Origin of the sequence: Flavobacterium quisquiliarum (assembly GCF_019308285.1) — a bacterium.
Lineage (GTDB): Bacteria > Bacteroidota > Bacteroidia > Flavobacteriales > Flavobacteriaceae > Flavobacterium > Flavobacterium quisquiliarum.
Map to the genome: position 1 here is coordinate 85,762 of NZ_WWEM01000036.1, position 17,725 is coordinate 103,486.

Consider the following 17,725-nt stretch of genomic DNA (forward strand, 5'->3'; position numbering starts at 1 on the left):
AATTACTTTTTTTGAATGTTATTAAATCTGTTTATTTTATAATCCAGGTATCTTTACTGCCTCCGCCCTGAGATGAATTGACAACTAAAGATCCTTCGGTTAAAGCCACTCGGGTTAATCCGCCGGGAACAATTTGAACTCCTTTTGGTCCGCATAAAGCATACGGTCGTAAATCGACATGACGTAATTTAAGCTGTCCGTCAATCAGACACGGAACGGTGCTTAATTGAATAATGGGCTGGGCAATAAAATTTCGGGGTGTTTTTGTAATTTCAATTTTAGCATTATCCAGTTCTTCCTGAGTCGCTTTATTTCCCATAATCATTCCGTAACCGCCACTCTGATTGGTTTCTTTTATGACCATATTTTCCATGTTGGCAAAAACCAATTCACGTTCGTCTAAGTTTTCCATTCTGTACGTAGGAACATTTTTCAAGATTGGCTCTTCATTCAAATAATATTTAATCATATCTGGAACATAGGCATAAATTGCTTTATCGTCTGCAACTCCGTTTCCAACAGCATTTACAAGCGCTACATTTCCTTGTCGGTAAGCACTTATCAAACCGGGAACGCCAAGCGCGCTGTCTGGTTTAAAAACCAAAGGATCAAGATATTCGTCATCAAGACGTCTGTAAATCACATCAACCTGTTGTAAGCCGGAAGTCGTTTTCATATAAACCTTACTATTGTTAACAACCAAATCACGACCTTCAACTAAAGGAATACCCATTTGGCGTGCCAGATAAGTATGTTCATAATAAGCAGAATTATAAACTCCAGGTGTCAATAAAACAACATTTGGATTGGAGATATTTCTCGGCGAAAGTGAAACCAGAATATTGTGAAATAACATTGGGTAATTACTTACCATGCTGACATGATTGGACGAAAGCATATCCGGAAAAATTCGTTTGGTAATTTCTCTGTTTTCCAGCATATAACTAACACCGCTTGGACATCGAAGATTATCTTCCAAAACATAAATTCTCCTTTAGCACCGCGAATCAAATCTATTCCTGCTATATGAACATGAATATTATGAGGAACTTTTATACCCTGAACTTCCTGAATGTAATGCGGACACGACGCAATCAATCCTGCGGGAATAATGCCTTCTTTTACAATATTTTGTTCACTATAAATATCTTCCAAAAATAAATTTAACGCCAGTAAACGCTGTTTGATTCCGGACTCAACTTCCTGCCAATCTTTCTGTGTAATAATTCTAGGAATGATATCAAAAGGAAAAATACGTTCAATGCCATTGGCATCATCACTGTAAACTGTAAACGTAATTCCCTGGTTCATGAAAAGATCTGAGGCTTGTTTTTGTTTGTTGGTTAAGTTTTTATGACTTAACTTTTGTAAAGTTTTAAAAACCTGACTGTAAGAATCGCGGACACCTTCTTTAGAAAACATTTCATCCCATCCGCTATGCGTTAAACTAGATGCTAATTTTGTCATATCCGAATTATTAAATAAATTGAATTATAGACTTTTTACTAAAAAATAAACATTTTTTGTTCTAATTTATAAAATAATTTTTCAGTAAAACTTTAAATAGATGTGAATTTTTTAATTTATGTAGTATTCGTTTTTTCGACTTTCTATTTTGAAAAGTTTACTTTTTAGAGCTATGTTTTTTTGAAATTTGATATTCTAAAAATGGTTCTATGGAGGTTTTTAATTTGGAAATCAGAGTTAAGTATCGTCAGTGCATAAAAAAAGGGAGTATTTACTCCCTTTTTTTGACTAATAATTTTCTTCTAAGAAATATTTTAAAACATCTGTTGTCGTGACGATTCCTTTCAATTCTCCATTATCAACAACTGGTGCGGCATGAAATTCTTCTTTTACAAATATTTCAGCTAAGTCCCTAATAATAAGTTCTGAAGGAACAGTTTTGGGTTTAGCAGTCATAACCTGAGGAATAGTAAGCATTTCTAATATAGCTTCATCGGCTCCATCTTGTCCGTCAAACAAAGCACCAAAAGTAAGACGGTTAATATCGGTGCGACTGATAATTCCAATAACTTCTTTTCCGTTAACAACTGGAATATGGCGAATAGAATTAGCTTTTAATTTTTCTACTACATTTTTTAGATTATCATTTTGATTTACTGTTATAACGCTCTTTGTCATAATGTGGCTTATCGGTTCTCTCTTTTTCATAATTTGATGGTGTTAGATTTGTATCAAATTTGAAAATTATCTGAAACTAATTAGATGATTTTTGTCAGTACAAAAAATAAGAATAAGTAGTATTTTAGGTAGTTATTATTTATAGTAAGAAGATTTAATTTTGATTTCAAATAATAAAAATTACGATTCAAGTTCGTTTGAAATTGCTACGATTGAATTTAAAAATAGTATTTTTGCAGTATGGAAACAAATAGACAGAAAAAAATAGGCGGTGTCCTCCAGAAAGATCTGGTTGATATCTTGCAAGGTGAAGTGAGAAAAAATGGAATTTCTAATTTAGTAATTTCAGTGTCCAAAGTAAGCGTAACTACAGATTTGTCTGTGGCAACAGTATATTTAAGTATTTTTCCACAAGAAAAAGCAAAAGAAACTTTAGAGGCAATTAAAACAAATACGACGTTAATCAAACATGATTTGTCACAACGCGTACGTTTACAACTACGTCGTGTTCCAAATTTAGTTTTCTTCATTGACGACTCTTTAGATTATATTGAGAAAATTGACAATGCACTTGCAGGAAAAGAAAACCCAATCGAAAATCGTGATCTTTTAGAAAAAAGAAGAAAATCGTAATTTGAATTTTCCTTTATACATAGCCAAACGTTATATTTTTAGCAGCAGTAAAAACAATGCTATCAATATTATTAACCGAATTGCCAGCATGGGAATCATTGTTGGTACTATGGCTTTGTTTGTGGTTTTATCTGTCTTTAGCGGATTAAAAGTTTTCAGTCTTTCGTTTACAAACGAAATTGATCCAGATCTAAAATTGACGAGTACTTATGGAAAGTCATTTTTGATTACTCCTGATCAGGAAAATCAAATCAAAAAAATGGATGGTGTTGCTTCTTATACCAAAATCATCGAAGAACGTGTTTTGTTTTTGTTTAAAGGCAAACAACAGGTTACTTATGTAAAAGGAGTTGACAGTAATTATCCTGTTGTCAATGATATAAGGCAAAAACTTTTCAATGGCCAGTGGCTAAAATCAGATAGTTTTCAGGTTGTAATTGGTTATGGGTTAGCTCAAAATTTCTCAATGGGAATTTTGGACTTTGAAAACCCGCTTCAGATTTTTGCTCCAAAACCAGGAAAAGGCGGTATCGAAAATCCAGAAGAGGCTTTTAATAAAACAGATGTTTTGCCTGTTGGGATTTATTCCATTAGTGAAGAATTAGATTCTAAATACGTATTTGCAGATTTAGGTTTAACCCAAGAATTGTTAATGTACAAGCCAAACCAAATCTCTGGAATTGAATTTAAGTTAAAAGAAAATGCAGATGAAAATTCAATCAAAAAACAGCTTAATTCTATTTTTAAAAATAAGATCACTTTAAAAAACAGAGCACAGTTAAACGAGTCTTTGTATAAAATGCTAAATACTGAAAATATTGTCGTTTATCTGATTTTTACTTTAGTAATCATTGTGGCACTTTTTAATTTGGTTGGTGCTTTGATTATGATGATTTTAGAAAAAAAGGGAAATCTTAAAACCCTTTTTAATTTGGGAGCAGAAGTAGGTCATTTGAGAAGAATCTTTTTACTTCAAGGAACTTTACTAAGCTTTTTTGGCGGTTTAATTGGACTTGCTTTAGGAATCATATTAGTTGTTTTACAACAGCAATATGAGTTAATTATGATTACACCAACTCTGGCATATCCAGTTGTATTTTCTTTAGAAAATATTCTAATTGTGATGGCCACTATTGTTACACTTGGTTTTGCTGCTTCTTTGATAGCAAGCAGTCGCGTAAGCAAAAAATTACTCGATTAATTTCTTCCTAAAAAATATTACTTATATTTACTGCCTTGAAAATCTACAGCATATGATTGTTTCTGCCTAATCCTATTTTATTTTTAGAATAATTAGGATACTTACGTTTTTACTTTTTAGTTCAGATTAATATACATCTGAACCAATTTTTTCATTTATCCTAAATATCATGACAGAAACATCTATAAAGGAAAATTTTATTTCCAAAATTTTTACCACAACAAAACAAGCTTTAAAAGGCGACGAATCATTTGACTATACTTCTGGAAGTATTAAGAAAGCCGTAATTCTATTAGCCATTCCGATGGTTTTAGAAATGATGATGGAATCCGTTTTTGCATTGGTCGATTTGTATTTCGTTGGACATTTAAAACACAGCAGTTTTGCTATTCAAACAGTTGGTTTAACCGAATCAGTATTAACAGTAATTTATTCTTTAGCCATCGGAATGAGTATGGCGGCTACCGCAGTTGTAGCAAGACGCATTGGAGAAAAAGATCCGATTGCTGCCGCAAAAGCAGGGATGCAGGCTATTATTGTAGCGTTTGCAGTGAATAGTTTATTGAGCATTTTCGGAATTATTTATGCAAAAGACATTTTACTTTTCATGGGTGCATCAGCCGAAGCTGCAGAACATGGTTTCCAATTTACACAAATTATGATTGGGTCTAGTTTATGCATTATGCTTTTGTTCCTAATAAATGGAATTTTCCGCGGAGCAGGAAATGCAGCAATTGCCATGAAAAGTCTTTGGATCGCTAACATTTGTAATATTATTTTATGTCCGATTTTGATTAATGGTTTCGGGCCAATTCCTGCTTTCGGATTAGTTGGGGCCGCTTTGGCAACCACTTTCGGAAGGAGTATTGGCGTTCTATATCAAGTGTATCATTTGTTTTTTGGAAATGGAATATTGAAAATTAAAATACCATATTTCGCTCCAGATTTTACACAAATTAAAGCTTTAATTAAAATTGCAGCTCCTGGAATTTTACAATTTGTAATCGCTTCTTGCAGCTGGATTTTCTTAGCAAAATTAGTAGCAACAACTGGGGGTGATCATGGTTCAGCAGGATACCAAACTGCATTGAGAATTATGATGTTTTTTATACTTCCAGCTTGGGGATTGAGTAATGCTGCAGCCACTTTGGTTGGACAGAATTTGGGTGCGAAACAAATTGAACGCGCAGAAAAATCAGTTATGACAACTGCTAGATATAATGTAATTTTCATGGCATCAATTATGGTTATCACACTGGTTTTTGGAAAATTTATTATATCCTTTTTTACGAATGATGAAGCAGTAAAAACTATTGCCATTGAAGCATTGCAAATTATGAGCATCGGATTTATTTTCTACGGAATTGGAATGGTTTTAATTAATACTTTCAATGGAGCAGGAGATACTTGGACGCCAACAGGAATTAACTTTTTTGGTTTTTGGCTATTTCAAATTCCGTTAGCTTTTGTATTAGCAAAACATTTTAATATGGGGCCAACAGGAGTTTTTATTGCCATTCCAGTTGCTGAAACTGCCATTACTCTCGCTGGAATTGTTTTCTATAAAAGAGGAAAATGGAAGAGAGTTCAGGTGTAATAAAACAAAAAAAGGCTTTCAATTTTGAAAGCCTTTTTTGTTTCCAAGTATTTGTCAAAGTTCAAAACTTTGACAAAGATTAATTTATATTTTAAACAAACTCATACCCAGCATAAACTTCCTCGATTTCTTTCATAATTGCAAATAAATCTTCGGGAGCATCAGTTGTAACCAGTTTTTGTTTGAATTCTTTAAATGAATGAATTCCTTTGAAATAATTGGTGTAATGACGACGCATTTCTACAATTCCCAAACGCTCGCCTTTCCACTCCATCGACCATTTTAAATGATTTCTGGCAGCCTCAACACGATCAATAACTGTTGGAGCAGGTAAGTGTTCACCTGTTTTAAAGAAATGTTTGATTTCGTTAAAAATCCACGGATAACCAATCGCTGCACGACCGATCATAATTCCGTCAATTCCGTATTCGTTTTTATAATGTAATGCTTTTTCCGGGCTGTCGATATCTCCGTTTCCGAAAATTGGCATTGTAATTCTTGGATTGTTCTTTACACGGGCAATATGCGACCAGTCAGAATGACCTTTGTACATTTGTGCACGGGTTCTAGCATGAATTGTTAAAGCTTGAACACCAATATCCTGAAGTCTTTCGGCAACTTCATCAATATTAATTGAGTTTTCGTCCCAGCCTAAACGGGTTTTTACTGTAACAGGCAAATCAGTTCCTTTGATAACAGCTTTAGTTAAACGAACCATCAAATCAACATCTTTTAAAACTCCAGCACCAGCACCACGGCAAACCACTTTTTTTACAGGACATCCAAAATTGATATCCACTAAATCCGGTTTTACAGTAGAAACAATTTTAGACGACATTTCCATCGCTTCTTCATCTCCACCAAAAATCTGAATGCCGACAGGACGTTCGTAATCAAAAATATCCAGTTTCATTCGGCTTTTTATAGCGTCACGAATTAATCCTTCAGATGAAATAAACTCAGAGTACATCATGTCAGCTCCATGCGTTTTGCATAATCTGCGAAACGGCGGATCGCTTACATCTTCCATCGGAGCTAGTAATAAAGGAAATTCGGGTAATTCTATGTTGCCAATCTTGACCATCTTCGTAATTTTTTGCAAAATTACAACTTTTTAATCGAATTGGCACAATTCGAGTGACAAAGGCTTAAAGTAACAAAGGGACAAAGGTTTTTTATAGTGCTGATTAACAGCCTTTGAACCTTTGTCCCTTTGTTACTTTGAACCTATATTAAGTCCTATAGTCAAAAAATCGAATTGGTTTGCGACTCATTGGATTAAAAACCAAAGGATTCAAAACTTCTTTTGAGGCAAATTCTATTTTTGGCGTTACTCTCAGTTTAGCTCTAAAATGATCTTTTATTTCTTGTAAAAATTCCGGGGTTTGATCTTTTACTGCAATTTTAATCAGGATTTCATCTGTACCTAAATCATTGGTAGAGATTTCTATCAAATGATTTTCGATAGTATCAAAACTGCTCAAAACATCGTTCATCGCTGGCGGATAAAGCGTTGTGCCTTTATATTTGATCATCTGTTTTTTACGTCCGACAACTGGGCCAACGCGTAAAGTATTTCTGCCACAGGCACAAGGCTCATCATGAAACTGAACCATATCTCCCGTTTTGAAACGTAACAAAGGCATCGCTTCAATTCCTAAAGTTGTAAATGTTAATTCGCCCGTTTCGCCATTTTTTACAGGCTGATTATGCTCGTCTAAAACTTCAACAATAATCAATTCCGGATGATGATGTCCGCCTTTTCCGTGTTCACATTCGGTAAAAGCGGTACTCATTTCTGTAGAAGCATAAGTTGAAAACAACTTAATATTCCATTTATCTGTAATTTTTTTGGATAGAATATTCATTGAAAAATCCTGTTCTCTCAAAGACTCTCCAATGCAGATTGCCCCTTTTATGCTCGAATTATTATAATCGATTCCATGCATTTCTGCATATTCAATTAATTTCAAAAGGAAAGAAGGAACTGTGATTAAATAACTCGGATTGTATTTTAAAATAGAATCCCATTGCATTTCCGGAATTCCTGCACCGACACGAATAACGCCTACTTTTAGTTTTCTTAAACCAAGAAAATAAGCCAGACCCGCCATAAATTTTCGGTCAATTGTAGTCATTAACTGCACTACATCGCCTTCTGCAATTCCCGCACAGGCGAATGAAATCGCTTCATTATAAGCCAATCGATCTAAGTCAGAATCGGTTAAGCCAAAAGTTACAGGATCGCCTAAAGTTCCAGAAGTTGAGGCATAATCGATAATTTGATTTTGAGGAACACACAAAAAATCATCATTATATTGCTGTAAATCTTCCTTAGTTGTAACAGGTAAATGCTGTAAATCTTCCAGTGTTTTAACTTTAGAAATATCAATATTTTGTCCAGCAAAAAGTCTTTTGTAAAAAGGAGAATTCTCGCTGATATATTCTAAAAGGTCAACTAGTTTTTTTTCTTGAAAAATTTTAATCTCTTCTAAAGAATCTTTTTCTATTGCTGGAATCATCGTAATTTTCTTTTGACTTTTTTTAAATATTTTTCAATCTTTTCTTTATCAGGAATTGTTGTAATTTCTAGGTTTAAAGCTTTTTCAAAATTAATCTTTGCCTGTGCAAATTCCTTTTTTTGGTAAAAGTACAATCCTGCTTTATAATACACAACCCAATAATCAGGGTTTAAGGATTGATAATGTTGCAAAAACTCTAGAGAAGTATTTTCTTTCTTCTTAAGAAGCGAATCTATTTTATGATCTTCAATTTTAAAATTTTTAAAATTCTGAAAAGTAGCGGTTTCTAAAAAAGGATCTTTGCGAATGTTCAAATTTTCTTGCTGAAAAGATTTTGTGTGAACTTGATTTTCACTGAAAATTAAATTCAAATCGTAACAAACAAATTCTCCCAACTGAAATGGATTTGCCGAAACCCAAACTAATTTTTCTTTTGGTTTAAAAATAATTCCGTGATGCGCAAGTAATTGGTTTAAGGCTTTTTCATTTCCAAATCCTAGTGAAATATTTTTTAAACCTTCTTTATTTCGGAGAATTTCCGAAGCAATTTCCGGATTCACTTTTGGATTTTCAGACAAAAGTTCCTGCATTCTTTCAAAACGATATTCAGAATGACTATTCGTAATTTGTTCCAGATTTCGTTTGTCTGCTACAAAAGCATCTCCCTGAAAATGATTTGAACAAATTAATTGGTCTGAATTTGCAACATCATAAACATCCATTTTATCAGGAGAAACTTCAATCAAAATCGCTTTATTATCATTGGCACTTCCCACCATAATAGATTCAGAAACAAATACTTTTCTCTTTTTTGCAATGGAAATGGCTTCGTCTAAATTTTTGGCGTGCTGTAAAATTTCGCGAGTGAGAATCGATATTGGAGTTTTCGCACTAAGCGGAATTTTAGACTTAGAAGCATTTATCGTTACAGTTAAACCTTCGAGATTCATTCCGGAAACTGCTCCAATCATTCCCGGCCAAGTAACCATCATAAACGGGAATCCTTCTTTTGGTTTTATAAAGGCGATAATTTTATTTTCCGCGAAAGCGTCATTGACATAAAAATCAAAATTGCGGGCCAGAATTAAATTTCCATCTTCCGATTTTTCGTTCCAAGCTGCAAAAGAAGAACAACCTACCAAAGCCAAATCTTGCAAAGCGTGCCCAATATCATGTGCTCCATGCAGATACAAACCACGCTGATATTTAGGTGCAATGTTGTTAAATTCGTCTGAACTATATTCTGAAACCCCATAAATTTCGGTTTGATATTCATTAGGAACATTTAAATATAATTTTCGATTGTACCAGTTTAAGAAACTCCTCAGTAATTTCTGCTGGAATTTCGAAGGAATGAAATCGGTTATTTTGGAGAAAAAAATACGCTGTTGTTTTTGTAAAAGTGAATCGGTGAGGGCGCCAGTGTTCAGACCAATTTCAAGCGGATCTCCTTCGACATATAATTCCCAAAGTCCCTGCTTATTTTTTAGGAATGAATTTTTTCCAGAAACAAAAGCACTGTCTGAAATTTTGGTCACAACAGGTTTTGTATTATTAAAAGCAGTAATGTCTGGTTTATGATGTTTTGATTTTGATGTACCACAGGATGTCAGCAAACTGAAAAAACCGATAATAAGGAAATAAATAATTCGGTTTTTCATGATGTTATTATTCAGATGCTTTTTTAATTTTTTCCAGCAGATATTCTTTTCCTACAATTTCAGAGCAAGTTACGACTGCTCCAACTGTAACACCCAAGACACCATGCATGTTAATACTTTGGCCTGTAAGATAAAGATTTTCTAGCTTAGTTTTTGACGGAATTAAAGTTTTCATGGGATTATTAGAATCTTTAACATATCCATACATATTGCCGCCGTCTCCGCCAATATAATCGCGATACGAAAGAGGGGTAGAAGTATGAACCGATTTGATGCAATTTCTAATTCCAGGGAATTTTTTTTCGATTTCTTCTAAAAGTTTTTCGGCTTTTTCGGCTTTGAATTCTTCGTAACTTTTGCCTCGTTCGTTTTCTTCAAAAGTGGTATTAAAAGTATTTTCCCAAGCTTTTACATCATCATATTTCATGTAGGTTAAAAAGGTCATCCCGTCTGCCCATTCTTCCTCTTTTTGAGACGGATTCATGGAGGCCATAAAAGTTTTCGGCCATGAATTTTCATCATATTCGTGAGCTGTCCAAACGTCTACAGAACTCTTGAAATGATAATAATTATGATTGATGTATTTAAAAGTTTTAGGTTTAAAAACAATATAAAGACTGAATGCAGAAAGAACACTTTCAAGGCCTTGAATTCTATTGAAAAATGGTTTTCGGAAGTTGTCCTGACCAGCCATTTTCAAAGTTGTTTTGGGTTCAATGTTCGAAATAAAAAATGTTCCGAATACTTCAGTTCCATCTTTCATTTTGACCGAACTTACCTTTTGATTCTTAACTTCAATTTTAGTAACTTCTTTGTGTTTAAAGAATTCGCCCCCGTATTTTTTGAGTTGTTTTAAAAGCTGTTTTGTGATCTGACTTCCGCCATTGATGCAACGCCATGAACTTTCGATATACGAATTGACGATAAGTGCATGTACATAAAAAGGCGATTTGTCTGGAATTCCGGCATAGAGAAAATTGGATCCGGCTAAGACTGCTTTTAACGTTTCGTTTTGGGTAAAAGAATCGATGGTTTCTTTCGCGTTAAGCGTTAGTATTTCATCATCATACTTTCCTTCCGATTCCAGATTGTAAAGAGGGAATTTTTTGCATACTTCTGTTATTTTCTGGCAGTATTGTTCGAGATTTTCTTTCTCTTCGGGGAAATAATTGGTCAATTGTTGAATGAAATTTTTGAAACCCTGTGCATGCGGATATTCGGTTTTATCGTCTTCAAAAGAAATTATATCAAAACCATTTTCATCTAATTTCTTCAGATTCAAATGATCGATTATTCCAATGTATTTGAAATATTGGTGAAGATTTTGGCCTTCGCCCAAACCTCCAATATAATGGATTCCCGTATCAAAAATGGTTTTATCTCTTACAAAAGTCTGAAGATTTCCTCCGTATTGATTGTTTTTTTCAAGTACACAAACGCTGTAGCCTTCTTTTGCCAGAATAACAGCAGAAACCAATCCACCCAAACCACTGCCAATGATGACTACATCGTACTCTTTCTTCATTACTTTTTCTTTAAAACAACTAATCCATTTTCCTCAGAAAGAATTTCAAAATTCTCAAACTGATTTTTTAAACCAGAACAATTCACTAAAATGATTAAAGAATCAACTTGAAAAACTTTTTCAATTTCGTTTTTATAACTTTCGTCAGAAATCAAAATAACATCATATTGATTTTCAAGTGCTGAATTCAATTGATCCAAATACAATATTTTTCTTTTGGATACAATATAATTGGTTTTTGCTACTAATAATTTTTCTTCATCATTTATAAAAGAAACGATTTTTCGCTGAGGTTCCTGTAATGCTAATAAAACGTCTAATTGTCCATAATCATTTCCTAAATGCAGGATTTTTGCTTTTGGCTGAATGTGTTTGTTTAGATTATAATAGGTTTCCAGATTTTGTTTTAAATCTTTTTTGACGCTGTTGCCAATTTCAATTTCTTTATAATCATAACTGTTGATGAGCATGGTTTTGAAATAATCTGGACCTTCGAGTTCTTCTCGTATTTTATGATATTCTGCTTTGAAAAAAGAACTGACTTGTTTAGTTTTTTCAGTATAATTATTTCCAAATGAAAAATCATTAGGAGAAATTCTTTCTAAAATTGTAACGGTTAATTTTCCGTGATGAATGACAAAATCACCTTTTGGAATTAATTCTGAAGCACCATGAATGACCACAGGAAGAATATCTAAGTTAAATTCTTCAGCTAAGAAAAAAGCACCTTTATGGAATCGTTTAATCACATTGCTTTCTGAACGAGTTCCTTCTGGAAAAACCATTAAAGAATAACCTTGCTCTACTTTTTTTCTTAAATGTTCAACGCCACCTTCCAAACCTTCTGACACTGGATAAAATCCTGCTTTTCTAACAACGCCGCCAAAAATAGGAGAGTTGTAAACCCAGTCGCTTACTAGGAAAATGATTTTTGGGCTTAACATTCCGATTGACAGAATATCCAAAAATGAAGAATGATTGGCAATAATTACAGCTGGTTTTTCGAAAGTTTCATTGAAATTGTTAACAACCTTTTTGCGTATAAACGGATTCGAATATAACACTGATTTCATGAATTTTGAAACTACATATCGAAAAAATTTCATTTTTGACTTTTTGCTGAAAGGCAGAATCGGCATGATTGTAAAACTGAAAATCGACATTACAATACCGCCCAAGCCATAATAAGTAAACGAAATTACACCATGTACAAATGTTCTTAACTGAAACGGCGGATTTCCTTTTTTAGGACGATTCGACAAGAACAGTTTGAACAAAATCGGATAGAAAATAAAAGTGATAATGAGCGCTGCAAAAACCCCAATTAATGAAACCAGTGAAATGGAAGTAAGTGCAGGATGTTTGGCAAAAATCATGGCGCCAATTCCTAGTATTGTTGTAATAACTGCCAGGATAATTGACGTTCTGTAAATCGCAATTTCATTAACGCCGTTTGAATATTCTTTTTGCAGTGCGCTGGTCATGAAAATACTAAAATCAACTCCATGACCGAAAATCAAAGTGCAGACAATCATGCTGAAAATATTCATCTGAATACCAAAAACACCCATAATTCCGGCCGTAACAATTCCCGTTAAAGCAATTGGAATACAGCTGATAATGACCAATTCGATTCTTCGGAAAAAGAAAAACAAAATCAGAATTACAGCAACAAACGAATAATTGACAAGCGAATTAAAATCGGTTTTTAAAGTGCTGAAAAACGTTTCGTTCATCTGTTGACGATCGATTGCTACTATATTTTCTTTTGTTGAAGTTAATTTTACAAAAGCATCACGCTGTTCCGGCGCTACTTTTACTAAAGTTGAAATCGTATAAAAACCATTTTTTTCGGTAATGAATTCTTGTAATTGTAAAGCTTTTATCTTTAAAAACTCTGAGGAAGAGACAGGTTTAAAATCAAAGTCTAAATGATCAAAAAAGAGTTCATAAGTTGTAGGTTTGAAACCAAGTTTGGAACCTTCGGAAATCAATTCAGATCTTACAAATTGTTTTTTTTGGGAAGTCCAGAATGAATTCCATTTGTTTATTTTTTCGATTTGCGCTTGCTGCGAAAGTACAATACCGCCAACCGAACTGAAGTTCAGGATTTTGTTCTGCTGTTTTTCTTTTGCTAAATCTCCAAAAAGTTGGCTGTTATGCTGTAAAGCTTCTTCTATAGTTTTTCCGTAAGAAGCGACATAAATTGTTTTAGAAGTTAAACTGGTACTTTCTTCCAATTGTTTTTCGGCAGCTTTAATTTCTTTTGGAATAAAATTCAGCTGTGATAAATCATTATTAAAACCAACATCATTATAAGTAAAACAACAGATAATAGTGATAATCACACAAAGTCCGATTAAGATTTTATTGTTATGAAAAGAAAAATGAGCCATTTTATCGATCATATTCTTTTTATGTTCTGCCGGATTTTCGTGTGGTTTGTATAAATGTGGAACAATTAAAAGCGAGAAAATTCCAGTTGCCATTACAATTACTGCCGCAAAAATTCCAAGATCATTCAACGCGTCCGATTTTACAAAAAGCAGACATAAAAAAGCAACAGCAGTGGTAGAACTGCTCATAATAACCGGCATTGTAATGTCTTTGTACAAAGTTTTTACATCGCTGTTGTGTTTGTAATGTGTTAGAATATGAATGGAATAATCGATTGTAATTCCGAGTAATATAGAGCCAATTCCTAATGAGATTGCAGAGATTTGTTCTCTCACAAAATATAAAAATGCCACAGCAAATAATCCTCCGAAAACTGTTGGAAGAAAAATAATCAGCGGAATTAAAACTTTTCGATAAAATAAAATCAAAATCAGCATTAAAGTAAACATCGCGATGGATGTTGTCAAAATAATGTCGCTCTTAATCTGATTGGCATTGGCAACAGCAATTAAGGCAGAACCAAAATAACTGATGGAAGTTTTTCCTTTAAATTTCTGATTTAGATTTTCCTGAATCGATTTTAGTTTTTCGGCAAAAAGTGTATTCTTTTCTGTTTCGCTCGACGGAATATTAGAAGTAATAAAAAGAAGTAATTTCGTTTTATCCTTTGTCATTACAAAACCATTTTCCAGTGTGAAATCATCACCTATATTTAGCTGCTGTAATTTTTTTAAAGCGATAAATGAAATCCCAAATGGATCCTGCAGAATAAAATCTTTCGTAATAAACCCGGATGGAGAAATAATCGATTTATAATTTCCCTGAACTGTTGCTGCAATGCTGTCTTTTTGCAGTTTTTGTTCGATGTTTTTATAATCTGCATCATCCAGAAAAAGAGGCAGATTGTTGTAAACAAAATCAATGGTTTCCTGAATATTTTCTTCGTCAACTTTTCCCTGAATTCCTGTTATGTAAGGTTTGCAGGATTTGGAAACACTGTCTGAAAAAGCAGCTGCCATTTCTTTTAAATCATCGGCAGATCCGTTTTTTTCGAGTTTAAAAATAACAGTGGTTTTATCGGCAAAATTAAGTTGTTTCAGCACTTTTGCCGTAACATCTGTTTTATCGTTTGTTGGGATAAGTTTAGTAATGTCTTCTTCAAATTTCAATCTTGAAGCAAAAAATCCAAAAACTAGAAGCATCAAAACAGCCAAAAGAACCGAGAGCGATTTTCTTCGGTTTACAAATAAATGAATGGCGTAAAAGTATTGATGCATGGATTTTTATTTAAAAATTTTTCCGCCACGAATTTCACGAATTTTCACGAATTGATTTGTGTTAATTTGTGAAATTTGTGGCAAGAAATAAATGTATATTATTCAGTACGATTTTTGCTAAAAGCCGTCAAAAGTAAATAACTTATAAGGCCAACTGATAGTGCTGAAACGGTTGCTAAAATAAGACTTCCTACAATATATTGCGTAGCATTTTTTTGAATATCGTCTAATGTTATCGAACTGTCTAAAACCAAAGGCGCATCAGTAGAAACAAAAAAGCTTCCGATTTTCAAGGAACCATAAATGATAAAGGGAATAAAAGGCGGAAAACTCACATTTGAAGTCAAAAAAGCAATAACTTTATTAAGTCGGAACAAAGCAGCCAAAGAAAAAAGCAATATAGTTTGAAAGCCCCAAAAAGGAGAAAGTCCAATAAAAATTCCGAGAGCAATTGCTGCTGATTTTTTAAAATTAGAATCGGAGCTTTCTAAAATATCTTCTAGAAAGAATTTTTTAAAACCTTTTTTTTTTGCTCGGCGAAAGAAATCCCGAGGTTTTATATAAAGCAAAGCATTAGTTACCAAAATGGTATTTAAAATACTAATTCGGGTAAAATCTTGAAATGGACGAAAATGTGAAACTCTTTCTGCAGGATCATACAAAATCTGAATTGGAATGTTTTTAACCACAATTCCTTTCCATGCAGCGCGAACGATGACTTCGATTTCAAATTCAAATTTATTGGTATAAAAACGCTTTGGTAATAATCTTAAAGGATATAAACGAAATCCAGATTGTGTATCGTCCAGCTTGATTCCAGTTTCAAATTTGAACCAAAAATTAGAGAACTTGTTCCCGAAACTGCTTTTCTTAGGAACATTTTCCTGCGTCATATTGCGGCTTCCAATCAAAAGAGAATTTGGCTCATTTTGAATTTCTTCCAGAAAGACAGGAATATCAGAAGCAAAATGCTGTCCGTCAGAATCGATTGTGATGGCATATTCAAAATTCAATTCCATCGCTTTTCTAAATCCATTTCTCAGTGCTCTTCCTTTTCCTAAATTTTTAGGATGATGAATCTGCGTCAGTTGTGAATATTGTTTTAGGATTTCGCTCGTCGAATCAGTAGAACCGTCGTTAACAATAATAACATCTGAGGTAAAATTTAAAATAGAATCCAGTACTTTTTTCAGTGTTTTTGGGTTGTTGTAAGTAGGTACAATAACGCAAAAGTTAGTCGAACTAAGTAATTCCTGCTGTGATTTCATGAGTTTTTTTGAGCTTACTTCACGAATTGTTTCTCTTTAGCAGAGAAACTTTTAGACTGCATAACAAAATCTTTTAAATACTCTTTTAAAGCAGCATTTTGTTCTGCATAATGTGCAGTAATAAATTTTTTGTCTTCCTTAATGTTTTTCTTGTAACCAGTTATTCCAGGAACATTTTCCTGAATACTAAGACGAATCATTCTGATTTCAATATTGTTTGGCTCGCTGTCAATAACAGATTCTAGAAGTTTTGCACCTTCTTTAAAACGATCAATTTTATCGCCTAATTTTTTCTCAAATTTAGAATCCAATAAAATAGAAGCTGCTTTGTAAGCCACTAAAATTTTATCATCGCTATTGGAAACACCCGATAGTTTTTCTACAAAATTTTTAGCATTAGTTTCTGATTTTGTAACATCCGTATACATTTTACGAATAGAGGCTAAATCTGGCGTACCCACAAAATTTATCCATAAAAGTAATGTCATTAATAGTTTCATAATTATATTTTTTTGTACACATTGCTCAGTTTAAGAGCAGTTGTGTCGTTAAAGTAAGTCGTGTTTTTCACTTTTACTAAACCGTCTTCAGTAGTTGTAATATCAAGCTCTAAACGTAGTTCCGGCGTTACCTCCGGATTAATCAAAGCCATGAATTTTACATTTGCCAAAGACTGAATCATCAAGGAACTTTTAGTAATAGATTCTGTCAGTTCTTTGATAATTTGAATCATGCAAACACCAGGCATAATAGGATTTCCGGGGAAATGTCCTTTAAAAACCTCATGTTTCTCATTGACTAAAATCGTAATATTATATTTTGAATCGGAGATTTTTTCTTCCGATAGTATTTTGTAAAAATCTTGTAAAATCATTTTTTAAATTTTTATTTCTTTCCAAAAGCATATGAAACACCTATTTGAAAAGTAAAACTTGGGCTATAGTTGTTTTCTTGATAGTAATATCCGTCATTATAGCTTCCAAAATTGTCTAATATATTTGCTTTAAATCTTCCTTCTATTATTAAACCAGAAGGTAATTTGTAACCAACTCCACTTACAAAACCCAAATCTACATCTGAGTCAGAATAAGGTAAATTACTCTTTACAATAAAGTCTATTGTAGGTCCAAATTGAACCAGAAAACCTGTTTTAAAAGTAAATTTATTAATCATTCCAACCGACAAATAATCAATGCTTACATCATGATAAACATTTTGTCCAATATAGGTTCCCTCATCGTAATAATATTGCGTCTGTTCAAGATTATTGGCACCCTGTCTGCTGTAATTAATTTCAGGTTGCAGAGAATAACGTTTTGTCAGGTTGATTTGTCCTAAAGCACCAACATAAAAATCAGGTTTAAAATCTCCGTGAAAACCTAAATTAGAAAAACCAACTCCAGCTCTTAATCCAGGTTTAAATGTTACTTGTGATTCTGTAGCATTTATGATTATAAAAAATGCAAATACCAAAAGGGCGAATTTTTTTTTCGTCATTG

At 33.2% G+C, this 17,725-nt stretch carries 13 protein-coding genes and 1 pseudogene; 3 read left to right on the plus strand and 11 right to left on the minus strand.

Going from position 1 to position 17,725, the window contains the following annotated elements; all coding sequences use genetic code 11:
- Nucleotides 1-31 precede the first annotated feature (31 nt).
- Both GSY47_RS26460 and GSY47_RS19005 read right to left on the minus strand, forming a co-directional pair.
- A pseudogene (locus tag GSY47_RS26460) lies at nt 32-1,467 on the minus strand (circularly permuted type 2 ATP-grasp protein).
- A gap of 288 nt (nt 1,468-1,755) precedes the next feature.
- Nucleotides 1,756-2,175 carry a CBS domain-containing protein gene (locus tag GSY47_RS19005; RefSeq protein WP_179000913.1) on the minus strand — a complete coding sequence of 140 codons (420 nt, stop codon included), beginning with the start codon at nt 2,173-2,175 and terminating at the stop codon, nt 1,756-1,758.
- A gap of 210 nt (nt 2,176-2,385) precedes the next feature.
- Here GSY47_RS19005 and rbfA point away from each other — a divergent pair, with 210 nt between their 5' ends.
- From rbfA to GSY47_RS19020, 3 genes are all read left to right on the plus strand, one after another.
- Nucleotides 2,386-2,778 (plus strand): 30S ribosome-binding factor RbfA, encoded by a 393-nt coding sequence (gene rbfA / locus GSY47_RS19010; protein ID WP_091490249.1) that lies wholly within the window; start codon nt 2,386-2,388, stop codon nt 2,776-2,778.
- A 1-nt stretch (nt 2,779) separates the two neighbouring features.
- Nucleotides 2,780-3,979, plus strand: a complete 1,200-nt coding sequence (locus GSY47_RS19015; RefSeq protein ID WP_179000911.1) for an ABC transporter permease — start codon at nt 2,780-2,782, stop codon at nt 3,977-3,979.
- A gap of 169 nt (nt 3,980-4,148) precedes the next feature.
- Nucleotides 4,149-5,576: an MATE family efflux transporter gene (locus GSY47_RS19020; RefSeq protein WP_179000909.1), complete on the plus strand. Its 1,428-nt coding sequence runs from the start codon at nt 4,149-4,151 to the stop codon at nt 5,574-5,576.
- A 91-nt stretch (nt 5,577-5,667) separates the two neighbouring features.
- On the opposite strand, the gene dusB is transcribed toward GSY47_RS19020, so the two are convergent.
- The 9 genes from dusB to GSY47_RS19065 all read right to left on the minus strand — a co-directional run bounded on the left by dusB (nt 5,668) and on the right by GSY47_RS19065 (nt 17,723).
- Nucleotides 5,668-6,660, minus strand: a complete 993-nt coding sequence (dusB, locus tag GSY47_RS19025) for a tRNA dihydrouridine synthase DusB (RefSeq protein ID WP_179000907.1) — start codon at nt 6,658-6,660, stop codon at nt 5,668-5,670.
- Nucleotides 6,661-6,808: 148 nt separating this feature from the next.
- A complete protein-coding gene (locus tag GSY47_RS19030) occupies nt 6,809-8,098 on the minus strand; it encodes a phenylacetate--CoA ligase family protein (protein WP_179000905.1) in 1,290 nt (429 codons plus the stop codon).
- Nucleotides 8,095-9,759, minus strand: coding sequence for a C45 family autoproteolytic acyltransferase/hydolase (locus GSY47_RS19035; RefSeq protein WP_179000903.1), 1,665 nt, complete (start codon nt 9,757-9,759; stop codon nt 8,095-8,097). Before GSY47_RS19035 ends, GSY47_RS19030 begins: the two co-directional genes overlap by 4 nt.
- A gap of 7 nt (nt 9,760-9,766) precedes the next feature.
- The gene (locus tag GSY47_RS19040; protein ID WP_179000901.1) at nt 9,767-11,284 is read right to left on the minus strand and encodes a phytoene desaturase family protein; all 1,518 of its coding nucleotides are present in this window, start codon (nt 11,282-11,284) and stop codon (nt 9,767-9,769) included.
- On the minus strand, nt 11,284-14,958 hold the full coding sequence (locus tag GSY47_RS19045; RefSeq protein ID WP_219071507.1) for a 1-acyl-sn-glycerol-3-phosphate acyltransferase: 3,675 nt from the start codon (nt 14,956-14,958) through the stop codon (nt 11,284-11,286). Before GSY47_RS19045 ends, GSY47_RS19040 begins: the two co-directional genes overlap by 1 nt.
- A gap of 98 nt (nt 14,959-15,056) precedes the next feature.
- Entirely contained in the window at nt 15,057-16,226 is a 1,170-nt protein-coding gene (locus GSY47_RS19050; protein ID WP_179000896.1) for a DUF2062 domain-containing protein, read from the minus strand.
- Nucleotides 16,227-16,240: 14 nt separating this feature from the next.
- Nucleotides 16,241-16,726, minus strand: a complete 486-nt coding sequence (locus GSY47_RS19055) for a hypothetical protein (protein WP_179000894.1) — start codon at nt 16,724-16,726, stop codon at nt 16,241-16,243.
- Nucleotides 16,727-16,728: 2 nt separating this feature from the next.
- A complete protein-coding gene (locus GSY47_RS19060; protein WP_179000892.1) occupies nt 16,729-17,100 on the minus strand; it encodes a hotdog family protein in 372 nt (123 codons plus the stop codon).
- Nucleotides 17,101-17,111: 11 nt separating this feature from the next.
- Nucleotides 17,112-17,723, minus strand: coding sequence for an outer membrane beta-barrel protein (locus tag GSY47_RS19065; protein ID WP_219071508.1), 612 nt, complete (start codon nt 17,721-17,723; stop codon nt 17,112-17,114).
- Nucleotides 17,724-17,725: the final 2 nt, after the last annotated feature.